Raw genomic sequence first — 16,014 nt, 5'->3', positions numbered from 1 at the left:
TCTCATGAAAAGCAGATTCACGGCCACAACAATCGCGCTGGCTGCGCTAATATCGGCGCAAGTCACTTCTGCCCAAGAAGCGGGGCAGACTTGTGTCAAGCAGGAGGATTTGACGGACGCGGTGTTGTTCGTGATGCCTGTTGCCTATTCCGCTTTCCAAGAGAAATGCAGCGGTCAATTGGAAAGCGACGGTTTTGTCGCGCGCGAAGGCGAGATATTCATATCGCGATATGCAGGGCTTCAGGAGAAAGCCTGGCCCGGCGCATATTCCTTCTTCAAAACCTTCGCGGTTAGGGACGCGAAAGATGACGAGATGTCGACATTGTTTGACAGTCTGCCGCCAGAATTGCTTCGCCCATTCTTCGAACTCATGATCGAAGCTGAGTTAGGAAAAAGCATTAAGTCGGCGGATTGCGAAAAGATTGAGCGGGTTCTCGAACCTCTTGCTCCTCTACCGCCGCAAAATTTTGGAACCCTAGTCTCGACTATATTCGACATCATTCCTGATATTCAAAATCCTAAAATTTGTCCGGTGAAAGAAAAATGATGAAGTCGCTTTTGCCTGATGACATCAACGCGTTGGCCCGCAAAGTCGTTGAAGAAAATGCCAAGATTGGCCGTAAGATTGCGCTCGCGGAAAGCTGCACTGGCGGCTTGGTAGCGTCTGCACTGACCGAAATCCCGGGCTCCTCTGCCGTTTTGGAACGGGGCTTCGTGACCTATTCCAACGAAGCGAAGATGGAAGATCTTGATGTCGCAAGCGACATTATCGAAACATTTGGCGCTGTTTCTATCGCTTGTGTGTGGGCGATGGCGCAGGGTGCCTTGAAGAACAGCAATGCAGATATCGCTGTAGCAATCAGCGGCGTTGCTGGCCCAGATGGCGGGACCGCATTGAAGCCAGTTGGCACTGTCGTGTTCGCTCGCGCAACACGCGACACCGAAGAAGAGCCGGATGGGGAACTCAAGAGTTTCGGCGAATTAAGCCGGGCCGAAGTGCGGCATCAGGCGACGATGTGCGCGCTTGAATTGTTGCTGCCGTAAAGGTCGTCTGCGCGCGCTTCAAAAGCGGCCACCATTTTACGGAAGGCGCGATCAAAATATTGCCCCGCCAGCGCTTCGAATACGCGGTTTTTAAACGTAAAATCGACACAAAAATCAACCTCGCAACCGCCATTAGCTGTCGGAGTGAAGCCCCAAGTGTTGTCCAAATCGCGCAGCGGCCCGTCGACGTAATGGACCGTAAGCGAATTTGGATGGTCTTTCTTGACGTGAGACGTAAAGCTTTCACGGAGTGACTTAAAGCCAACAACCATATCGGCAGTCATTTCAGTCTCACTGTTCGATCGTACTCGCGTCGCCACAACCCACGGCAGGAATTCCTTGTAGCGCGCAACGTCAGCCACAAGATCAAACATTTGCTCGCAGCTGTAAGGCAGGGCCCGTTTTTCGCGAATGCCGGGCATCAGGCCCTCTGTTTGGCCAGTTTCGCCTCACGTGCAGCGCGCATTTCAGCGAAATCATCGCCGGCGTGATAGCTTGATCGGGTCAAAGGTGTTGATGCAACCTGCAAGAACCCTTTGGCGCGGGCAATTGCTCCAAACGCATCGAATGCTTTGGGTGTAACAAAATCTTCGACCGCTGCATGTTTTGGCGTTGGCTGTAGATATTGACCCATCGTCATGAAATCGACGTCGGCGCAGCGCATGTCGTCCATCACCTGATGAACTTCTAAGCGCTGCTCTCCAAGCCCGAGCATGATGCCCGATTTGGTGAATATCATCGGATTGTGGCTTTTCACTTCTTCCAGCAATCTCAGAGAAGCATAATAGCGCGCGCCGGGCCGGATGGTCGGATACAGGCGCGGCACAGTTTCCAGATTGTGATTGTACACATCCGGTCCAGCCTCACAGATCGCCTCCACCGCAGCGCGCATTTTTCCGCGAAAATCGGGCGTAAGAATTTCGATAGTTGTGTTTGGCGTTTCGCGGCGAAGCGCTTTGATAACTTTGACGAACTGGCTCGCGCCGCCATCTGGCAAATCATCGCGGTCAACTGATGTGATGACAATATGTTCAAGCCCCATTTTGCCCGCGGCAATCGCAGTATTCTCCGGCTCCATCGGATCGACGATACGCGGCATGCCTGTTTTTACATTACAAAATGCGCAGGCGCGTGTGCACACATCGCCCAAAATCATCACGGTTGCGTGCTTTTTGCTCCAGCACTCGCCGATATTGGGGCACGCTGCTTCTTCACATACCGTGTTCAGGTTGAGTTCGCGCATCAAATTACGCGTCTCATGATAGGCTTTGCTAATCGGAGCCTTTACCCGGATCCAGTCTGGCTTGCGTTGACGTGCCGGACGGTCGGGATGTGCTGATGAATTTGGGGAGAGGTCGTTCATAGGGTCTATTTAGGGCGCTTGTGCTATCTCCGCAATGCCCCGCAGCCGGCTCCAGAAATCCAATGCAAATGCGTAATGGTGGATGAATTTGCGGCGTTATTGCCCATCAACATTCGCGGCGCTAGCACATCGTGATGGACTCAATGGCTCTTCAAACATTCACGTCGCCAGTCGTGATGTTTTTCATTCTGGGCATGTTTGCCGCATTCGTGCGCTCGGACCTCGCTATTCCCGAAGCCTTGGCGAAAGGGATGTCGCTCTATCTTATGGCTGCGATTGGGATGAAAGGCGGCGTAGCGGTCGCCAAATCCGGGATCGATATCACTGTCGGATCAGCTCTCGCGGCCGGGATTGTGGCCAGTTTTGTGCTGCCTTATCTAGCTTACGCGGTGCTCAAAAGCTTCGGCAAACTTGATAAGCTGAATTCGGGGGCGGTCGCGGCGCATTATGGTTCGGTCAGTGTCGTCACTTTTGTGACAGCAGTTGAAATTCTCGAATTGTCCGCCCTTCCCGCTGCCGGTTTCATGGTTGCAGTTATGGCGGCAATGGAAACACCCGCCATTTTGAGCGGCCTGATGCTAGCCAAGGGCCTCAGTAATACCGACGGGTCAGATGACCGGAAAGACATGATGAGGGAAGTCTTCCTCAATGCTTCGGTTGTCTTGTTACTCGGTAGCTTTGCAATCGGTGTGATCGCTGGCCCAGGTGGCTTCGAAGAAGTCAGCTCGTTTTTCCAAGCAGGGTTCAAAGGCGTGCTTTGCCTGTTCCTACTCGATATGGGTTTGATTGCTGCACGCCGGATTATGGATGCAAAGTCGATTACATGGCGCCTAGTAGTAATCGCCATTGCATTACCGCTGATTAACGGCACACTTGGCGTATTAACAGGCACCGCAATCGGGCTCGATATCGGTTCTACCGCCGCCTTTGGTGTGCTGTGTGCCAGTGCCAGCTATATTGCGGTTCCAGCGGCAATGAGGCTCGCTCTGCCCCAAGCTGATGCAGGAATTTATCTGACTATGTCACTCAGCATCACTTTCCCGTTCAATATCCTTGTTAATATCGGGCTGCTGACAGCCCTTGCCAGCGCAATGGGCGGCTGAGGCGGAGAAGCATAATGATTGAAACCGTCATCCGTAAACGAATTGAAATCTTGACTGATGCGGCGCTGGTGCGGCGCGTTACCGATGCGATCGACCGCGCAGGGATAACAGGATGGACAGTCACGCCTGTGCAATCCGGGAAAGGGCGCGACGGGCGCTGGCGCGAGGAACGTGTCATGGGTACCGACAAATGCCTCGTTTTGACGATAGCGGCGGCTGAAAAGGCTATGGTGTTCGCGGAAGACATCGCTCCAATCCTGACAAGCCATGGCTTGTTGCTTAGTATGTGGGATGTAGAGGTCATCCGCGGGGAACGTTTCTAGTGCCAGAATTTGCGGAGTTACTGGAGGGGTATCGTAGGTTCCGCAGTGGAAGCTATCCTAGACAGCGCGAACGTTTCGAGAAACTCACGCTAGAAGGCCAATCGCCCAAGCTGATGATAATCGGCTGCTCCGACAGCCGCGTCGATCCGGCGCAGATATTCGATGTCGATCCGGGCGAAATCTTCGTAGTTCGCAATGTCGCTGCGCTTGTCCCTCCTTTCGAAACCTCTCCGGGTCTGCACGGAGTTTCGGCCGCTTTGGAATTTGCGGTGCAGGTCCTTGAGGTGAAGCAAATCGTCGTCATGGGACATGGCATGTGTGGAGGCTGCCGTGCCGCATTAACCCGCGAATTGCATGGAACAGAGCCGGGAAAAGGCGGGTTTATCGCAAATTGGATAAAACTGCTGGATGATGCGCGCGAAGCGGTGGCGAGCGAACATGGAACCACCGGAAAAGAAGCAGAGCGGGCGATGGAACTCGCGGCAGTGGGTGTGAGCCTGGAGAATTTGCGGAGCTTCCCGGCTATTCAGGAAAAAGAGGCGGCTGGAACCCTGAAGCTGCAAGGGGCTTTTTTCGCAATCTCTGAAGGCGTCTTGTATGTTCGCGATAGTGATGCTGACGAGTTCAGGCCAGTTGAGTGACCTGCGCTTTGTGAAAGCGCGATCCATGCCTCGCGGATAGTAGAACTACATAACCTCAATATCGCTCTGCCGATTAATGCAGACCATGCAAGCAGGGCTGGCATTGATCCGGTTCTGACTGTTCCTGCAGAATTGAAGCAGGTCAAGATCAGGCGCGCTTATGGCAATTGGCGCAAGGTGTCGTTTGAGGGCGGAAAAACAAGACGCACCGATACGCGGTCGAAACACCCCTGCAATCTGACAGGACCATGGGCAAAAATGCCACCGCATGAAGATGACCATTGATGCGAGGGGCATGTTGAATCACAGCCGCGTTCGGGGCTTCGGAATCATGAGCTCCGATAGCGACTTGTTGCAACTTGCAGTGCACATTCGCCAACGCTCCGCTTTATATAAAGCGCATCCGTCGAATCCAAGACGTGAAACCTACATACAACAAAGGCGCGAACCGAAGCCCGCGCCTTTGAAAATCCTAAGTGCAATCGCCGAATTACATTTCGGACGGAACATCCACCATTTCTGCCGCTTTCGCAGCATTTGGCGTTGCTTTGGAATCAGCATAGAGCATCCACAGACTAGCAATCGCTGAGCGCGTACCCTCAACCATCGCAAAGGTCGCTTTCGCATCATCTATCTTGCCAAGATCGGTTTGAGCGATACCAAGCCTCGTATAAACGCGGGGCAAATCAGCTCCCGGTTTCGTCGCAGCAATCTTGTACATTTCTTCAGCCTTATCGAACGTGCCGTAGCTGAGGAACACATCCCCAGCAGCCGTTGCTGTCAAAGCCGTTGAACTGGCTTTTCTTGCATCAGATTCTAGAGCAGGCAGATCGGCCTTATCGGCAGCGAGCCGGCCTTGTGCGGTGGATTTAGCTTCGGCAACAAAAGCATCATTCGCCTGCAAAACACCAGACGAAATGGCTTGATTGACGATCCGGCTCACTTCTCCCGGCAAACGGCGCGCGTCCGCGGAATCGATGTAATCAACATAATCGCGACCCGTTTTCATCATCCCGGTATGATTAACCAACCGCATGAGATCGAGTGTCATACCATCATCAAGATCAAGATTATTGCGCCGGACCGCGAAGGCGTTATTCCAGCTAACCTCAGACGGGTAGTACTGCACGTGCATCGCGCTGAAATCCAGAGCAGATTCAAGCATGTCATTCGAATTGGCAACAGAGAAAGCGCGGCGCAACCATACTTCGTCGGGCTTGCTGCCTGCAGCAAGGTTTGCGTCAATCAGGCCCTGCAGATAATCGAACCCGCCCTGATAATTTCCCTCATCGAAATACAGCTCTGAAATTGTGACCTGAAAATCCGGGGTCGACAAAACTCGGGTTGAACCATCAGACATCGCGCCTTCAAAACTGTAGTCGATGTCGATTGCAGATTGCAGGGAAGCTCGTGCTTCTTGATATTGTTCGAGATCGCGATGTATTTGATGGGCGCTAAAATGCAGTTGCCCCGGTCTGGGGTGCTTGCCACTTTCCAGCATCAAATTCAGACCTTGCAATTGCAAGTCGGTCCTATCCAATGTTCGGCCAAGGCCGTAAACCAAGCCACCTGCCGCATTGCGGTCATCATCGGTATTCACAGCAGCGATAATCTCGGAAATTCTCGCAGCTGCGGCGGCTGGATCCGCAGCTTCACCTGACGCCAACGCGCTTATAGGTGAGTAAACCGCGACAAAATCCTTCGAATAATCCGCTTTCGGTTCTTTCTCAGCATTTCGATCGCGTTTCTGCGCTTGCGCTGTGTCAGCAAAGCCGGCGACGCCGAGCGCTGAGCCAGCCATGAGTGCAATCGCGAGTGCAATGTTCGATCCAGGTCGCTTCGCATTGTTGCGCGCGCTTTTGGTTCGGTCGAATGTAAACATCGGGGTGTCTCCCATGAGTTGAATGAATACGCCTTTAAGGCTTTTTGTACGTCTCACAAACGCGCTACTGCCGTTTCGTGTCCCGCATTGCAAACTTAAGTAGCAAAAGACCCCTGAACGGACATTGAACGCCTGATATGACCGGATATCCGGCGTGGTATCCTCACGCCTTTAGTCAGGTGTGGAAAACCTGCGCAAATTCTTGGGACCTGTACCGTATTCTGTGGTGAAAATGGCGCGCCCCTTCTATAGGGGTGCTACAAGAATTCCATCCGTGGAAGCAAAAGAAAAGAGACACCTTGAGCGACGACAACGAAACTCTCGCCCCACCGGCGCCGTCAGAACAATTTGGCCGGATTGACATCGTCGAGGAGATGAAGACGAGCTATCTCGATTATGCGATGAGCGTGATCGTAAGCCGCGCTCTTCCTGATGTTCGTGACGGATTGAAACCCGTCCACCGGCGGATTTTGTTTGCCAGTAACGAGGGCGGATTTGTCGCCGGAAGGCCCTATCGCAAATCTGCTAAAATCGTCGGCGACGTGATGGGTAACTATCACCCACATGGTGACAGTGCCATTTATGATGCCCTAGCCAGAATGACCCAAGACTGGTCGCTGCGCGTACCACTGATTGATGGTCAGGGTAACTTCGGTTCGATGGATCCCGATCCGCCGGCCTCGATGCGCTATACCGAAGCGCGGTTGAATAAAGTCGCCAATTCGCTGCTCGACGATCTCGACAAAGATACGGTTGATTTTGTCGAGAACTATGATGGTTCGCGCACCGAGCCGTCAGTCCTGCCTGCCCGTTTCCCCAACCTGCTCGTCAACGGCGCAGGCGGCATCGCGGTCGGCATGGCAACCAATGTTCCGCCGCATAATCTTGGCGAGGTCATTGACGGTTGCCTGGCCTTTATCGAGAACCCCGAAATCACATCGGAAGAACTGTTCGAGATTATTCCCGGGCCAGACTTTCCGACTGCGCCCCTTATTCTAGGCCAGTCTGGTGCGCGGTCTGCCTATCTGACTGGTCGCGGCTCGATCTTGCAGCGTGCCCGCCATGAAATCGAAACCAAACGAGGCGACCGCGAGAGCATCGTTCTGACATCGATACCTTATCAGGTCGGCAAATCCGGCCTGGTCGAGAAACTGGCCGAAGCCGCGAAAGAAAAGCGGATTGAAGGTGTCTCGGACATCCGTGATGAATCGAGCAGAATGGGCGTACGGGTCGTGATCGATCTGAAGCGCGATGCGACTGCAGAGGTCGTACTCAACCAGATCTGGCGCCACACCCCTGCCCAATCGAGTTTCCCCGCGAACATGCTCGCCATTCGCGGCGGACGGCCTGAAGTGATGATGTTGCGTGACATTATTCAGGCCTTCATACAGTTCCGCGAAGAGGTTATCACGCGCCGCACCAAATTCGAATTGAATAAGGCCCGTGATCGCGCGCACATTTTGCTCGGGCTGGTCGTCGCAGTGTCGAATCTGGATGAAGTTGTGGCGATGATCCGCAGCTCTCCCAATCCAGCAGAAGCCCGCGCCAAGCTGATCAAAAAAGAATGGCCAATCGGCGACATCGCGCAATATATCCGTCTGGTTGAGTCTATCGAACCAGACGCCGATCAGGAGGGTGGAACCTATCGCCTTTCCGAGAAGCAAGTCAAAGCCATCCTCGAACTGCGCCTACACCGCCTGACAGCGCTTGGTCGTGATGAAATTGGCGACGAGCTGAAAGTCCTGTCGATCGCGATTGCGGAATATCTTGATATTCTGGGTGACCGCGTGAAGCTCTATGCAATCATGCGTAGCGAGTTGCAGGAAATCCGCGACAATTACGCCACGCCGCGTGTTGCCGAAATCGCACCCGCTTGGGATGGGCTTGAAGATGAAGACTTGATTGAGCGCGACGAAATGGTGGTGACGGTGACGCTTGATGGCTACATCAAACGTACACCGCTCTCGACCTTCCGCGCTCAGAACCGTGGCGGCAAGGGCCGAGCGGGGATGGCCACGAAGCAAGAAGATGCCGTGAGCGAAATGTTCGTTACCAGCACACACAATCCGGTGCTGTTTTTCTCGACCGCAGGCAAGGTTTACCGCCTGAAAGTGTGGAAGCTACCCGAAGGCGGTCCCGCAACCAGAGGCCGACCGATTGTAAATCTTCTGCCATCATTGGACGAAGGCGAGACAATCCGCACAGTCCTGCCCTTGCCCGAGGACGAAGATACCTGGGGCGCGCTCAACGTGGTGTTTGCCACGAGGATGGGCAGCGTCCGGCGCAACAGCATGGACAGTTTTGCCAATATTCCGTCGAACGGCAAATTCGCCATGAAGTTTGACGCAGATAGTAACGATCATCTGATTGGCGTTGCCTTGCTTGAACAGGGTGATGACGTCTTGCTGGCAACCAAAATGGGTAAAGCAATCCGGTTTAGCGGGGAGGACGTTCGCGAATTTGTCTCGCGCACCTCCACCGGTGTTCGCGGAATGAAGTTTAAGGAGCAAGATGACGAAGTTGTTTCGCTTTCCATTCTGCATGGCGGTTCAGCTACTCCGGAACAACGCGACAATTATCTCAAGGTTGCGCCTTGGAAATCCGATGGTGATGCGCCTGAATTGTCCGAGGATCATGCGGCGATGGCGGAAGAGGAGCAATTTATCCTTACCGTCTGCGCCAATGGCTACGGCAAGATATCGTCAGCGTATGAGTATCGCCAGGCTGGACGCGGTGGCATGGGCATTACCAACATCGACAACATCGCGCGCAACGGCCCTGTCGTAGCGAGCTTTACCGCAACCAAATCGGACCAGCTTATGCTGGTAACCGATCAGGCCAAGCTTATCAGGATTGGGTTAGAGAGCCTTCGGGTTATTGGTCGCGCGAGCGCCGGCGTCCGATTGTTCAACGTTGACGGTAAAGAAAAAATCGTCAGTGTCGCGAAACTTGACGAAGATGAAACGCCTGAGAATGAAGCCGAAGATGCCGTTGTCGAGGAAATGGTCGGGCGAAGCGCTGAAGAGACCGTGCCAAAGACGACATTGCATTCCGATGATAATTTGGAGTCCGGCGGAGAAGACTAAACCGAGGGAGCTGCTGAGTAATGTCCATTAAGATCACCCCTTCAGGAGCCGTATGCGGCGCCTCGATAACTGGGGTTGATCTAAATCACTCCATCGAGCTGGAAACTCTTGCGGAGATCCGCTCTGCTTGGATCAATAACCGGGTCCTCACCTTTCCGGAACAACATATGGATGATGACGCTCTAGAGCGCTTCACCGTTGCGATGGGCGGATTTGGCTATGACCCGTTTTTCGACCCGATTGATGGACGCAAGAATATCGCGGCAATTTTGCGAGAAGCGGATGAAACTTCGCCTTTATTCGCAGAGAATTGGCATACAGATTGGAGTTTTCTGCCGCAGCCTCCATCGGGCACATGTCTGGTTGCTGTCGATATCCCGCCTGAGGGTGGCGACACATTGTTCGCTGATCAAATTGCGGCTTTTGCCGCTATGCCTGAGGACCGGAAAGCATATTTGCGGACTTTAACCGCAATCCATAGCGCAAAGGGAGCTTACGCGCCCGACGGCACATATGGAAAAAGCGATAAAGGGCGAAGCATGGCGATCCGTCCTGATGAAAGCGCTCTGAAAACACAGACTCATGCCTTAATCCGCACCCACCCCGAAACGGGCGAAGAAGGAATATATAGCGCAGCTGGTTACATAATCGGCATCGAAGGCATGGCCAACGAAGATGCATTCGCGTTGCTCACCGACTTGCTAACTTGGCAAACGAGTGATGCCTTTGTCTATCGGCACAAATGGGAACCGGGGATGACCGTGCTGTGGGATAATCGCAGCGTACTCCACCGTGCAACCGGCGGATATGAGGGCCACCGGCGCGAATTGCACCGGACCACAATCGCTGCCGCAAATTAAACTGGCGCTGCCGTGGGCAACTCCTTCCGGAGAGTCTGGATTACCCCCGTTGCGATAAGGAATTGGCCAAGATAATAAATTGGCCAGACCAGCAATCCGAAAGTTCCGCTGTCTGTTCGAAAATTCAGAAAGATAAACCAATCTGATATGATGAACAGCACCGCACCAATTCCAACACGATAGCGCGGAAACTTGCTCATCCAAGCTGTCGCAGCCATGCCGCCGAGCGCAAGGCCATAAAGGCTGACTGCGTAATCCCTGCTCAGAATCCAGCATACAAACGGTGTGATGACGAGCAAGGCAATTGCTACGCCCTTCTGGCTTGGGCTGGTCTCTTGCCGCGAATTGGTAATATACAGCGACATCGCGACAAGATGCGATCCAAAAAAGGCCGCGCCGCCATATTCCAGACTGATTTCTATCAGCATATCTCCCAAAGCCGAAAGCGCCAGAACGATTGCCAAAAGCTTTGCCGCCGTAGCACTGCTGCGTTGCCAAGCGTAAACAGCTAGAAACGCGATCCCCGCCCCCTTAAGTGCGATGATCGTCAATTCATCGAATATTTGTGTCCGCAACACGAAGTAGGCAATCGATGATGCAATGCTTGCCACCAAATATGGCCGATGTTCCACCAATGCACGTTTAGGCATAAAATCCTCCAGATGTAATTGTGGACTTGATGAATAGGGCACGCAAGCACTAGGTGCGCGGCATGAAACATCACGTTCACATTATCGGCGGCGGCCTAGCCGGAAGCGAAGCTGCATGGCAACTCGCACAGCGCGGATTCAAAGTGAGGCTTTCGGAAATGCGCGGCGCGGGCGACATGACCGCTGCCCACCAAACCGATGGCTTGGCTGAACTTGTCTGCTCTAACAGCTTCCGTTCCGACGATGATGAGCGCAATGCGGTGGGCTTGATGCATCACGAAATGCGACGGCTAGACTCAATTATCATGATGGCTGGTGAAACCGCCCAGGTACCGGCAGGCTCGGCAATGGCTGTGGACCGCGATGCGTTTTCTGCAGAGGTTCAGCGCATTTTGCTAGGCCACTCGAATATCGAGGTGGTTCGCGAGCGGATTGATGCCTTGCCAACGTCCGGCCCGACAATTGTTGCAACCGGCCCGCTCACTGCGGCAAGTCTGGCGGAAAGCATAGTCAAAGCGACAGGGCAGGACCGGTTGGCTTTCTTCGATGCCATTGCCCCTATCGTTTATCGCGAAAGCATCGATATGGACATTTGCTGGACCCAATCGCGCTGGGACAAGAAGACCGCAGCATCCAATGAAGAAGGCGATTACATAAATTGCCCGATGACAAAGGAGCAGTATGCAGCTTTCCATCAAGGCCTAATCAACGGCGAAAAGACTGAATTCAAGGAATGGGAGGAAAATACCCCTTATTTCGACGGCTGCATGCCAATCGAAGTGATGGCCTCTCGCGGTGTCGATACGCTGCGCTATGGCCCGATGAAACCGGTAGGCCTCGACAATCCGCGCGACACTACGCCTGAATTTCCCCAAGGACGCTGGCCATATGCAGTCGTGCAACTGCGTCAGGATAACAAGCTTGGAACCTTGTGGAACATGGTCGGATTCCAGACCAAGCTAAAGCATGGCGCTCAGGTAGAATTGTTTCGTACAATTCCGGGTTTGGAGAACGCGGAATTCGCGCGGCTTGGCGGATTGCACCGCAACACTTTCCTGAATTCTCCTCTGGTCCTGGACCGGCAAATGCGGCTGAAAGACGCGCCACATATTCGCTTCGCAGGGCAGATTACCGGCTGCGAAGGTTACGTAGAAAGCGCTACAGTAGGCCTGCTCACAGGATTGATGGTAGCAGCCGAACTCGCGGGCGAGACATGGGCCCCTCCTCCTCCCACTTCAGCGATGGGCGCGCTTCTCTCGCACATAACCGGTGACGCCGAAGCAGCCACCTATCAACCGATGAACGTCAATTTCGGACTTTTCCCGCCGATGCATGACATCGGCAAGAAGCAGCGGAAGGAGGCTTACACCTCTCGGGGTAAATCGGACTTTGGTAATTGGCTTGAGACTATGGCTAAAGTTCCAGCGTAGAAGATCTAGTTGGCCACTAGCACCGACAAACAGGCTTAGCCGCGCTTCGCTTCGGCCGTGTCGTGGCGAATTCTGCCTGGTTCAATTCCAGATCGCGATTTTTGTCCGCCTCGTCGAAGCGCTCTGCAGTGGCCACCGCCCATTCCTCAAACGTCAGCAGATTGTTGCCATCCTTGTCCAGCTTGCGAAAAGCATTGGTTCGCGACGACAACATTTCATTGCGAGTAATCCGCAAGTCCCGGTCGCGATCATAGCGAAAGAAGCGGCGCTGCTCGCGGGAAAGCTCGGTAGATTCCGGCGGCGTCGGCCCCTGCAAATCGCCGGCATCAGAAGCGGGGATGGCATCCAGTTCTAACGGTTCTTCCATGGCAGATGGTTCAGGCGGAGGGGCTGCGCTTTCAACCTGCGCCCTCCCCTGCCACCAAAACAAGCCCAAGCCGACCATCAAGAGCGCGCATAAACCGCCAAGCAGCAATCTGTTCATTTTATCTCGCCCCGCATAAATTCTTCAGGGCCTACAGTATATTACCTGCCGAACAATCCAAGCCGCATAACCAATAAAATGTCGCTCCTACTTTGGACAAGAGAACGACCGCTTTTGCTCAAAGATCTTTCGCCCAATTTTCCCAAAATCGATAGGGCACGTAAACTATGAGGGAGCGGCTGCAACTTTGGTTCTAGTGCGTTACACTGACTGACAATTACTCTACGCTCATCCTCTTCGCTCACTCGTACTGCCAGATCGGCCAGCGCCCAATATTGACCATGGAGAAAAGCGCGGCCAGCAGATGCTTGCTTACCGCATAATTTGGCCAAAGCCGCGAAGCACGCTGCACGGCCATTGGCAAAGTCCAGCGCAGCAGTTTCTGGCAGGGGCGGTTCAGCCAAGAGCGCCTCCCACCCGTCAATTAGCGCAATGAGCGCGATGTTTTCGCCTGACCAAGAGGAAGAAAGGTCATCCAAAATCGGATCGCCTTTGGGCCGGTCCGCGACCGGCTTACGCAATTGGTCGCGCCACCATGCGATGCGCATTTGGGTCAGCATAGGTTCTTTGGATTGACCCACGAACTGCGCAAGCCGGCCATCAAGCGCGAGAAATGCATTTAGCCTTGGACGGACATCCGTACCTGCATGCGCCAATGCGAATTCTTGCGGCGTTGGATAGGTGGTATTGGAGCTATATTCCATGGTTTCGCTCAAGCGGGATAGGCTCTGATAGTCAAGCGTATGAGCGCCAATCCCCCTCTGGCTAGGAGCCCAGTCAAATCTCATAATTAAAAATTAACCACATGCTTTAGTGTTTTGATTACGCTGTGTTGATACAAAATTTTACATTCGCTGAGTTCAATCGAGAAGGTAAGCAGATGCGAGCAGTCAAAAAGCTCACTAAATCGTTGAAAAACAGCAAGAGCGGCAACGCTACATTGCTCGTGGCACTCGGTTTGCCTGCATTGATAGGCGGTGCAGGTTTCGCAGTGGATACTGCGCAATGGTATATGTGGCAGCGAGAATTACAACATTCGGTTGACCAGGCCGCTTATGCAGGCGCTTGGGCTCTTGCGAGGGAAGACAGTGAAGACCTGTATCTCACTCGCGCAAAACAGGAATTTGATGCCAACCTCGCCAAGACGAGCGAATTTGCAAGCGATCCGACCATCAGGGTTGCCGATTTCGCAGGCGGAACTGGAAACAGCGTGGTCGTAACCGCAACCGCCTCGAAGTCATTGCCGTTCAGCAGCTTCCTAATGAAAGGTGCGACCACTATCCGGGCCACAGCGCAAGCGAGCTTTGCCGAAGGATACAACTTCAATGCTTGTCTGGTTTCACTGGCTGAGAACGGAACCGGCACAACAATCGGTGGCAATGCAACCGTTCGTGCCCAATGCGGTATCGCGGCCTTATCCTGCGATGAGAATGCCATCTCCATCGACGGATCAGCCAATGTTTCAACCGATGTTATCGTGGCCTGTGGAACCATCGATGCCGAAGACAGCGACACCAGCGTGGTCGAAAATGTAACCGGCCTAAAGGACATTTACGCTGATTTAGAACCGCCTACAAATGACACAAACCGGACTTACGAGTGCGCTGGTAAGGGAAACAACAAACAGGCTTCGCTGCGACCTGGAACCTACCCGTCGTTAGTCGTAAGCTGCACCACGACGCTTTCGAGCGGAATTTATGTAATCAATGGCGGCACGCTCGATTTGGCGGCAAATTATAACGTCACCGGGTCGGGTGTGATGTTCATTCTGAAGAATGGCGCTGAGGTAAAACTTGGCGGCACTGGTAACGAGAATCGGATAAATCTGACCCCCATGTCAGCAGGCGATTTTGTCGGAACCGATTATGAAGAAAACGCAGACCGCCTGTCTGACATTTTGATATTCGAGGCGCGGGATAATAATCCCTCCGCCGATCATATCTTGAATGGCAACTCGAATTCAGTGATGGAAGGTCTGATTTATCTTCCCTCCGGCACCCTGCGGATTAACGGTACCTCAAATGTGACTGCACAATGCTTGCAGATATCGGCGAATAGGATTGATATTCGCGGCAATGCGACGCTCGAAACGTTGTGCCCCACAAATGAAACGACCAGCGTTGGCAACTCCACGCCCAACGTGAAGTTGGTAAAATAAATGATCCACCAATTTCAAAAACTTTGGGCTTGCCGAAAGGGATCAATGGCGATCGAAACAGCCATTGTCGCGCCTATTTTGGCGACGATGGCACTCGGCACGTATGAAGTCGGCACAATGGTGTCGCGCCAGCACGAACTCCAGACTGCAGCATCGGAAGGCCAGGTCATCGCCTTGGCCGCTGCATCAGGTGCAACCACCAATCTGGCCACCATCAAAGACATCATCAAAACTTCTATGGGACTAACGGATAACCAGATTACCGTAAGCCGGTTCTATCGCTGCAACGCGAACACAATAACCACGACAAATGCCGACAGCTGCGGTGAAGATGATGTGATCAGTTCTTACATCAAGATCGATCTGACCGACACTTATACACCCGTCTGGACTGATTTCGGCGTCGGCGCTCCTGTAACACTCGATGTTGAGCGGACGGTGCAATTATCATGATCATTGCCAAACTGGTGCAGCTGAGGCGGGACGCAACCGCTGCGATGGCAGTTGAATTTGCCATTCTCGCGCCGATCCTGATTACATTGATGATCGGCGTGTTTCACACTGGCGTTTATATGCAGAACTATAACGCGATCCGTTCGCTCGCGTCTGATGGTGCACGCTACACTATGGTCGAGTATCAAAAGGGTGCCGAGCCCACGCATGAACAAATCCGCTCTGTTCTGCTCGCGACAGCGGTGAATGCGCCTTACATGCTTGATACAGACCGGATCAACATCGCCGTGACCGAGCAGACCGTCAGCCGCGTTACCGGCGCGGATGAGTTGAAGATCTCGATCACTTATACTTTGGAAGACTGGCTACCCTTCGTAACGCTGCCAGGCACGACATTAACCTATGCACGGCCAATATTTGTTGTTGCACCAACGATTGCTCCATAATTTCGCTCAGAAATTAAAGCCCGTTTAACCATCCTTGTTTGCGAAGATTTTGCCCCCTCCCGCTAGAGCTTTCCACGCTCAAGCAATGAAG

17 protein-coding genes are annotated in these 16,014 nt (G+C 53.3%); 11 read left to right on the top strand and 6 right to left on the bottom strand.

The window, feature by feature from the left end; all coding sequences use genetic code 11:
- Nucleotides 1-4 precede the first annotated feature (4 nt).
- Both GRI36_RS08695 and GRI36_RS08690 read left to right on the top strand, forming a co-directional pair.
- The gene (locus GRI36_RS08695) at nucleotides 5-547 is read left to right on the top strand and encodes a hypothetical protein (protein ID WP_160598105.1); all 543 of its coding nucleotides are present in this window, start codon (nucleotides 5-7) and stop codon (nucleotides 545-547) included.
- Nucleotides 544-1,044: a CinA family protein gene (locus GRI36_RS08690; protein ID WP_160598104.1), complete on the top strand. Its 501-nt coding sequence runs from the start codon at nucleotides 544-546 to the stop codon at nucleotides 1,042-1,044. Before GRI36_RS08695 ends, GRI36_RS08690 begins: the two co-directional genes overlap by 4 nt.
- Here the strand turns inward: GRI36_RS08690 and GRI36_RS08685 are convergent.
- A complete protein-coding gene (locus GRI36_RS08685; protein ID WP_160598103.1) occupies nucleotides 1,005-1,466 on the bottom strand; it encodes a type II toxin-antitoxin system RatA family toxin in 462 nt (153 codons plus the stop codon). The two genes, GRI36_RS08690 and GRI36_RS08685, sit on opposite strands and share 40 nt — an antisense overlap.
- Nucleotides 1,466-2,407, bottom strand: coding sequence for a lipoyl synthase (lipA, locus tag GRI36_RS08680; protein ID WP_160598102.1), 942 nt, complete (start codon nucleotides 2,405-2,407; stop codon nucleotides 1,466-1,468). The genes GRI36_RS08685 and lipA overlap by 1 nt, the downstream gene beginning before the upstream one ends.
- A gap of 143 nt (nucleotides 2,408-2,550) precedes the next feature.
- On the opposite strand from lipA, the gene GRI36_RS08675 reads away from it, so the two are divergent.
- Genes GRI36_RS08675 through GRI36_RS08665 form a run of 3 tightly spaced genes read left to right on the top strand, consistent with a single transcriptional unit; the run spans nucleotide 2,551 to nucleotide 4,474 of the window.
- Nucleotides 2,551-3,510 (top strand): sodium-dependent bicarbonate transport family permease, encoded by a 960-nt coding sequence (locus GRI36_RS08675; RefSeq protein ID WP_235902208.1) that lies wholly within the window; start codon nucleotides 2,551-2,553, stop codon nucleotides 3,508-3,510.
- 14 nt (nucleotides 3,511-3,524) lie between these two features.
- The gene (locus GRI36_RS08670) at nucleotides 3,525-3,833 is read left to right on the top strand and encodes a P-II family nitrogen regulator (protein ID WP_160598100.1); all 309 of its coding nucleotides are present in this window, start codon (nucleotides 3,525-3,527) and stop codon (nucleotides 3,831-3,833) included.
- On the top strand, nucleotides 3,833-4,474 hold the full coding sequence (locus GRI36_RS08665) for a carbonic anhydrase (RefSeq protein WP_160598099.1): 642 nt from the start codon (nucleotides 3,833-3,835) through the stop codon (nucleotides 4,472-4,474). Before GRI36_RS08670 ends, GRI36_RS08665 begins: the two co-directional genes overlap by 1 nt.
- A 490-nt stretch (nucleotides 4,475-4,964) precedes the next feature.
- On the opposite strand, the gene GRI36_RS08660 is transcribed toward GRI36_RS08665, so the two are convergent.
- Entirely contained in the window at nucleotides 4,965-6,356 is a 1,392-nt protein-coding gene (locus tag GRI36_RS08660; protein WP_160598098.1) for a hypothetical protein, read from the bottom strand.
- Nucleotides 6,357-6,655: 299 nt separating this feature from the next.
- Here GRI36_RS08660 and gyrA point away from each other — a divergent pair, with 299 nt between their 5' ends.
- On the top strand, nucleotides 6,656-9,442 hold the full coding sequence (gene gyrA, locus GRI36_RS08655) for a DNA gyrase subunit A (RefSeq protein WP_160598097.1): 2,787 nt from the start codon (nucleotides 6,656-6,658) through the stop codon (nucleotides 9,440-9,442).
- A gap of 20 nt (nucleotides 9,443-9,462) precedes the next feature.
- Nucleotides 9,463-10,302, top strand: coding sequence for a TauD/TfdA dioxygenase family protein (locus tag GRI36_RS08650; protein WP_160598096.1), 840 nt, complete (start codon nucleotides 9,463-9,465; stop codon nucleotides 10,300-10,302).
- On the opposite strand, the gene GRI36_RS08645 is transcribed toward GRI36_RS08650, so the two are convergent.
- A complete protein-coding gene (locus tag GRI36_RS08645; RefSeq protein WP_160598095.1) occupies nucleotides 10,299-10,952 on the bottom strand; it encodes a lysoplasmalogenase in 654 nt (217 codons plus the stop codon). The genes GRI36_RS08650 and GRI36_RS08645 overlap by 4 nt on opposite strands.
- A 62-nt stretch (nucleotides 10,953-11,014) precedes the next feature.
- Between GRI36_RS08645 and trmFO the strand changes: the two genes are divergently transcribed.
- Entirely contained in the window at nucleotides 11,015-12,382 is a 1,368-nt protein-coding gene (gene trmFO / locus GRI36_RS08640) for a methylenetetrahydrofolate--tRNA-(uracil(54)-C(5))-methyltransferase (FADH(2)-oxidizing) TrmFO (RefSeq protein ID WP_160598094.1), read from the top strand.
- 16 nt (nucleotides 12,383-12,398) lie between these two features.
- On the opposite strand, the gene GRI36_RS08635 is transcribed toward trmFO, so the two are convergent.
- Nucleotides 12,399-12,866, bottom strand: coding sequence for an EF-hand domain-containing protein (locus tag GRI36_RS08635; protein ID WP_160598093.1), 468 nt, complete (start codon nucleotides 12,864-12,866; stop codon nucleotides 12,399-12,401).
- A 41-nt stretch (nucleotides 12,867-12,907) separates the two neighbouring features.
- Nucleotides 12,908-13,570: a hypothetical protein gene (locus GRI36_RS08630; RefSeq protein ID WP_160598092.1), complete on the bottom strand. Its 663-nt coding sequence runs from the start codon at nucleotides 13,568-13,570 to the stop codon at nucleotides 12,908-12,910.
- Between the two features lie 176 nt (nucleotides 13,571-13,746).
- On the opposite strand from GRI36_RS08630, the gene GRI36_RS08625 reads away from it, so the two are divergent.
- From GRI36_RS08625 to GRI36_RS08615, 3 genes are read left to right on the top strand one after another with little or no spacing between them, the layout of a single operon-like run.
- Nucleotides 13,747-15,024 carry a TadE/TadG family type IV pilus assembly protein gene (locus GRI36_RS08625; protein WP_160598091.1) on the top strand — a complete coding sequence of 426 codons (1,278 nt, stop codon included), beginning with the start codon at nucleotides 13,747-13,749 and terminating at the stop codon, nucleotides 15,022-15,024.
- A 45-nt stretch (nucleotides 15,025-15,069) separates the two neighbouring features.
- Entirely contained in the window at nucleotides 15,070-15,477 is a 408-nt protein-coding gene (locus GRI36_RS08620; RefSeq protein ID WP_235902207.1) for a TadE/TadG family type IV pilus assembly protein, read from the top strand.
- Nucleotides 15,474-15,923 carry a TadE/TadG family type IV pilus assembly protein gene (locus GRI36_RS08615; RefSeq protein ID WP_160598089.1) on the top strand — a complete coding sequence of 150 codons (450 nt, stop codon included), beginning with the start codon at nucleotides 15,474-15,476 and terminating at the stop codon, nucleotides 15,921-15,923. The genes GRI36_RS08620 and GRI36_RS08615 overlap by 4 nt, the downstream gene beginning before the upstream one ends.
- Nucleotides 15,924-16,014 lie beyond the last annotated feature (91 nt).

The organism is Pontixanthobacter gangjinensis (genome assembly GCF_009827545.1).
GTDB lineage: Bacteria > Pseudomonadota > Alphaproteobacteria > Sphingomonadales > Sphingomonadaceae > Pontixanthobacter > Pontixanthobacter gangjinensis.
This window is presented reverse-complemented; position numbering and strand designations above follow the sequence as displayed.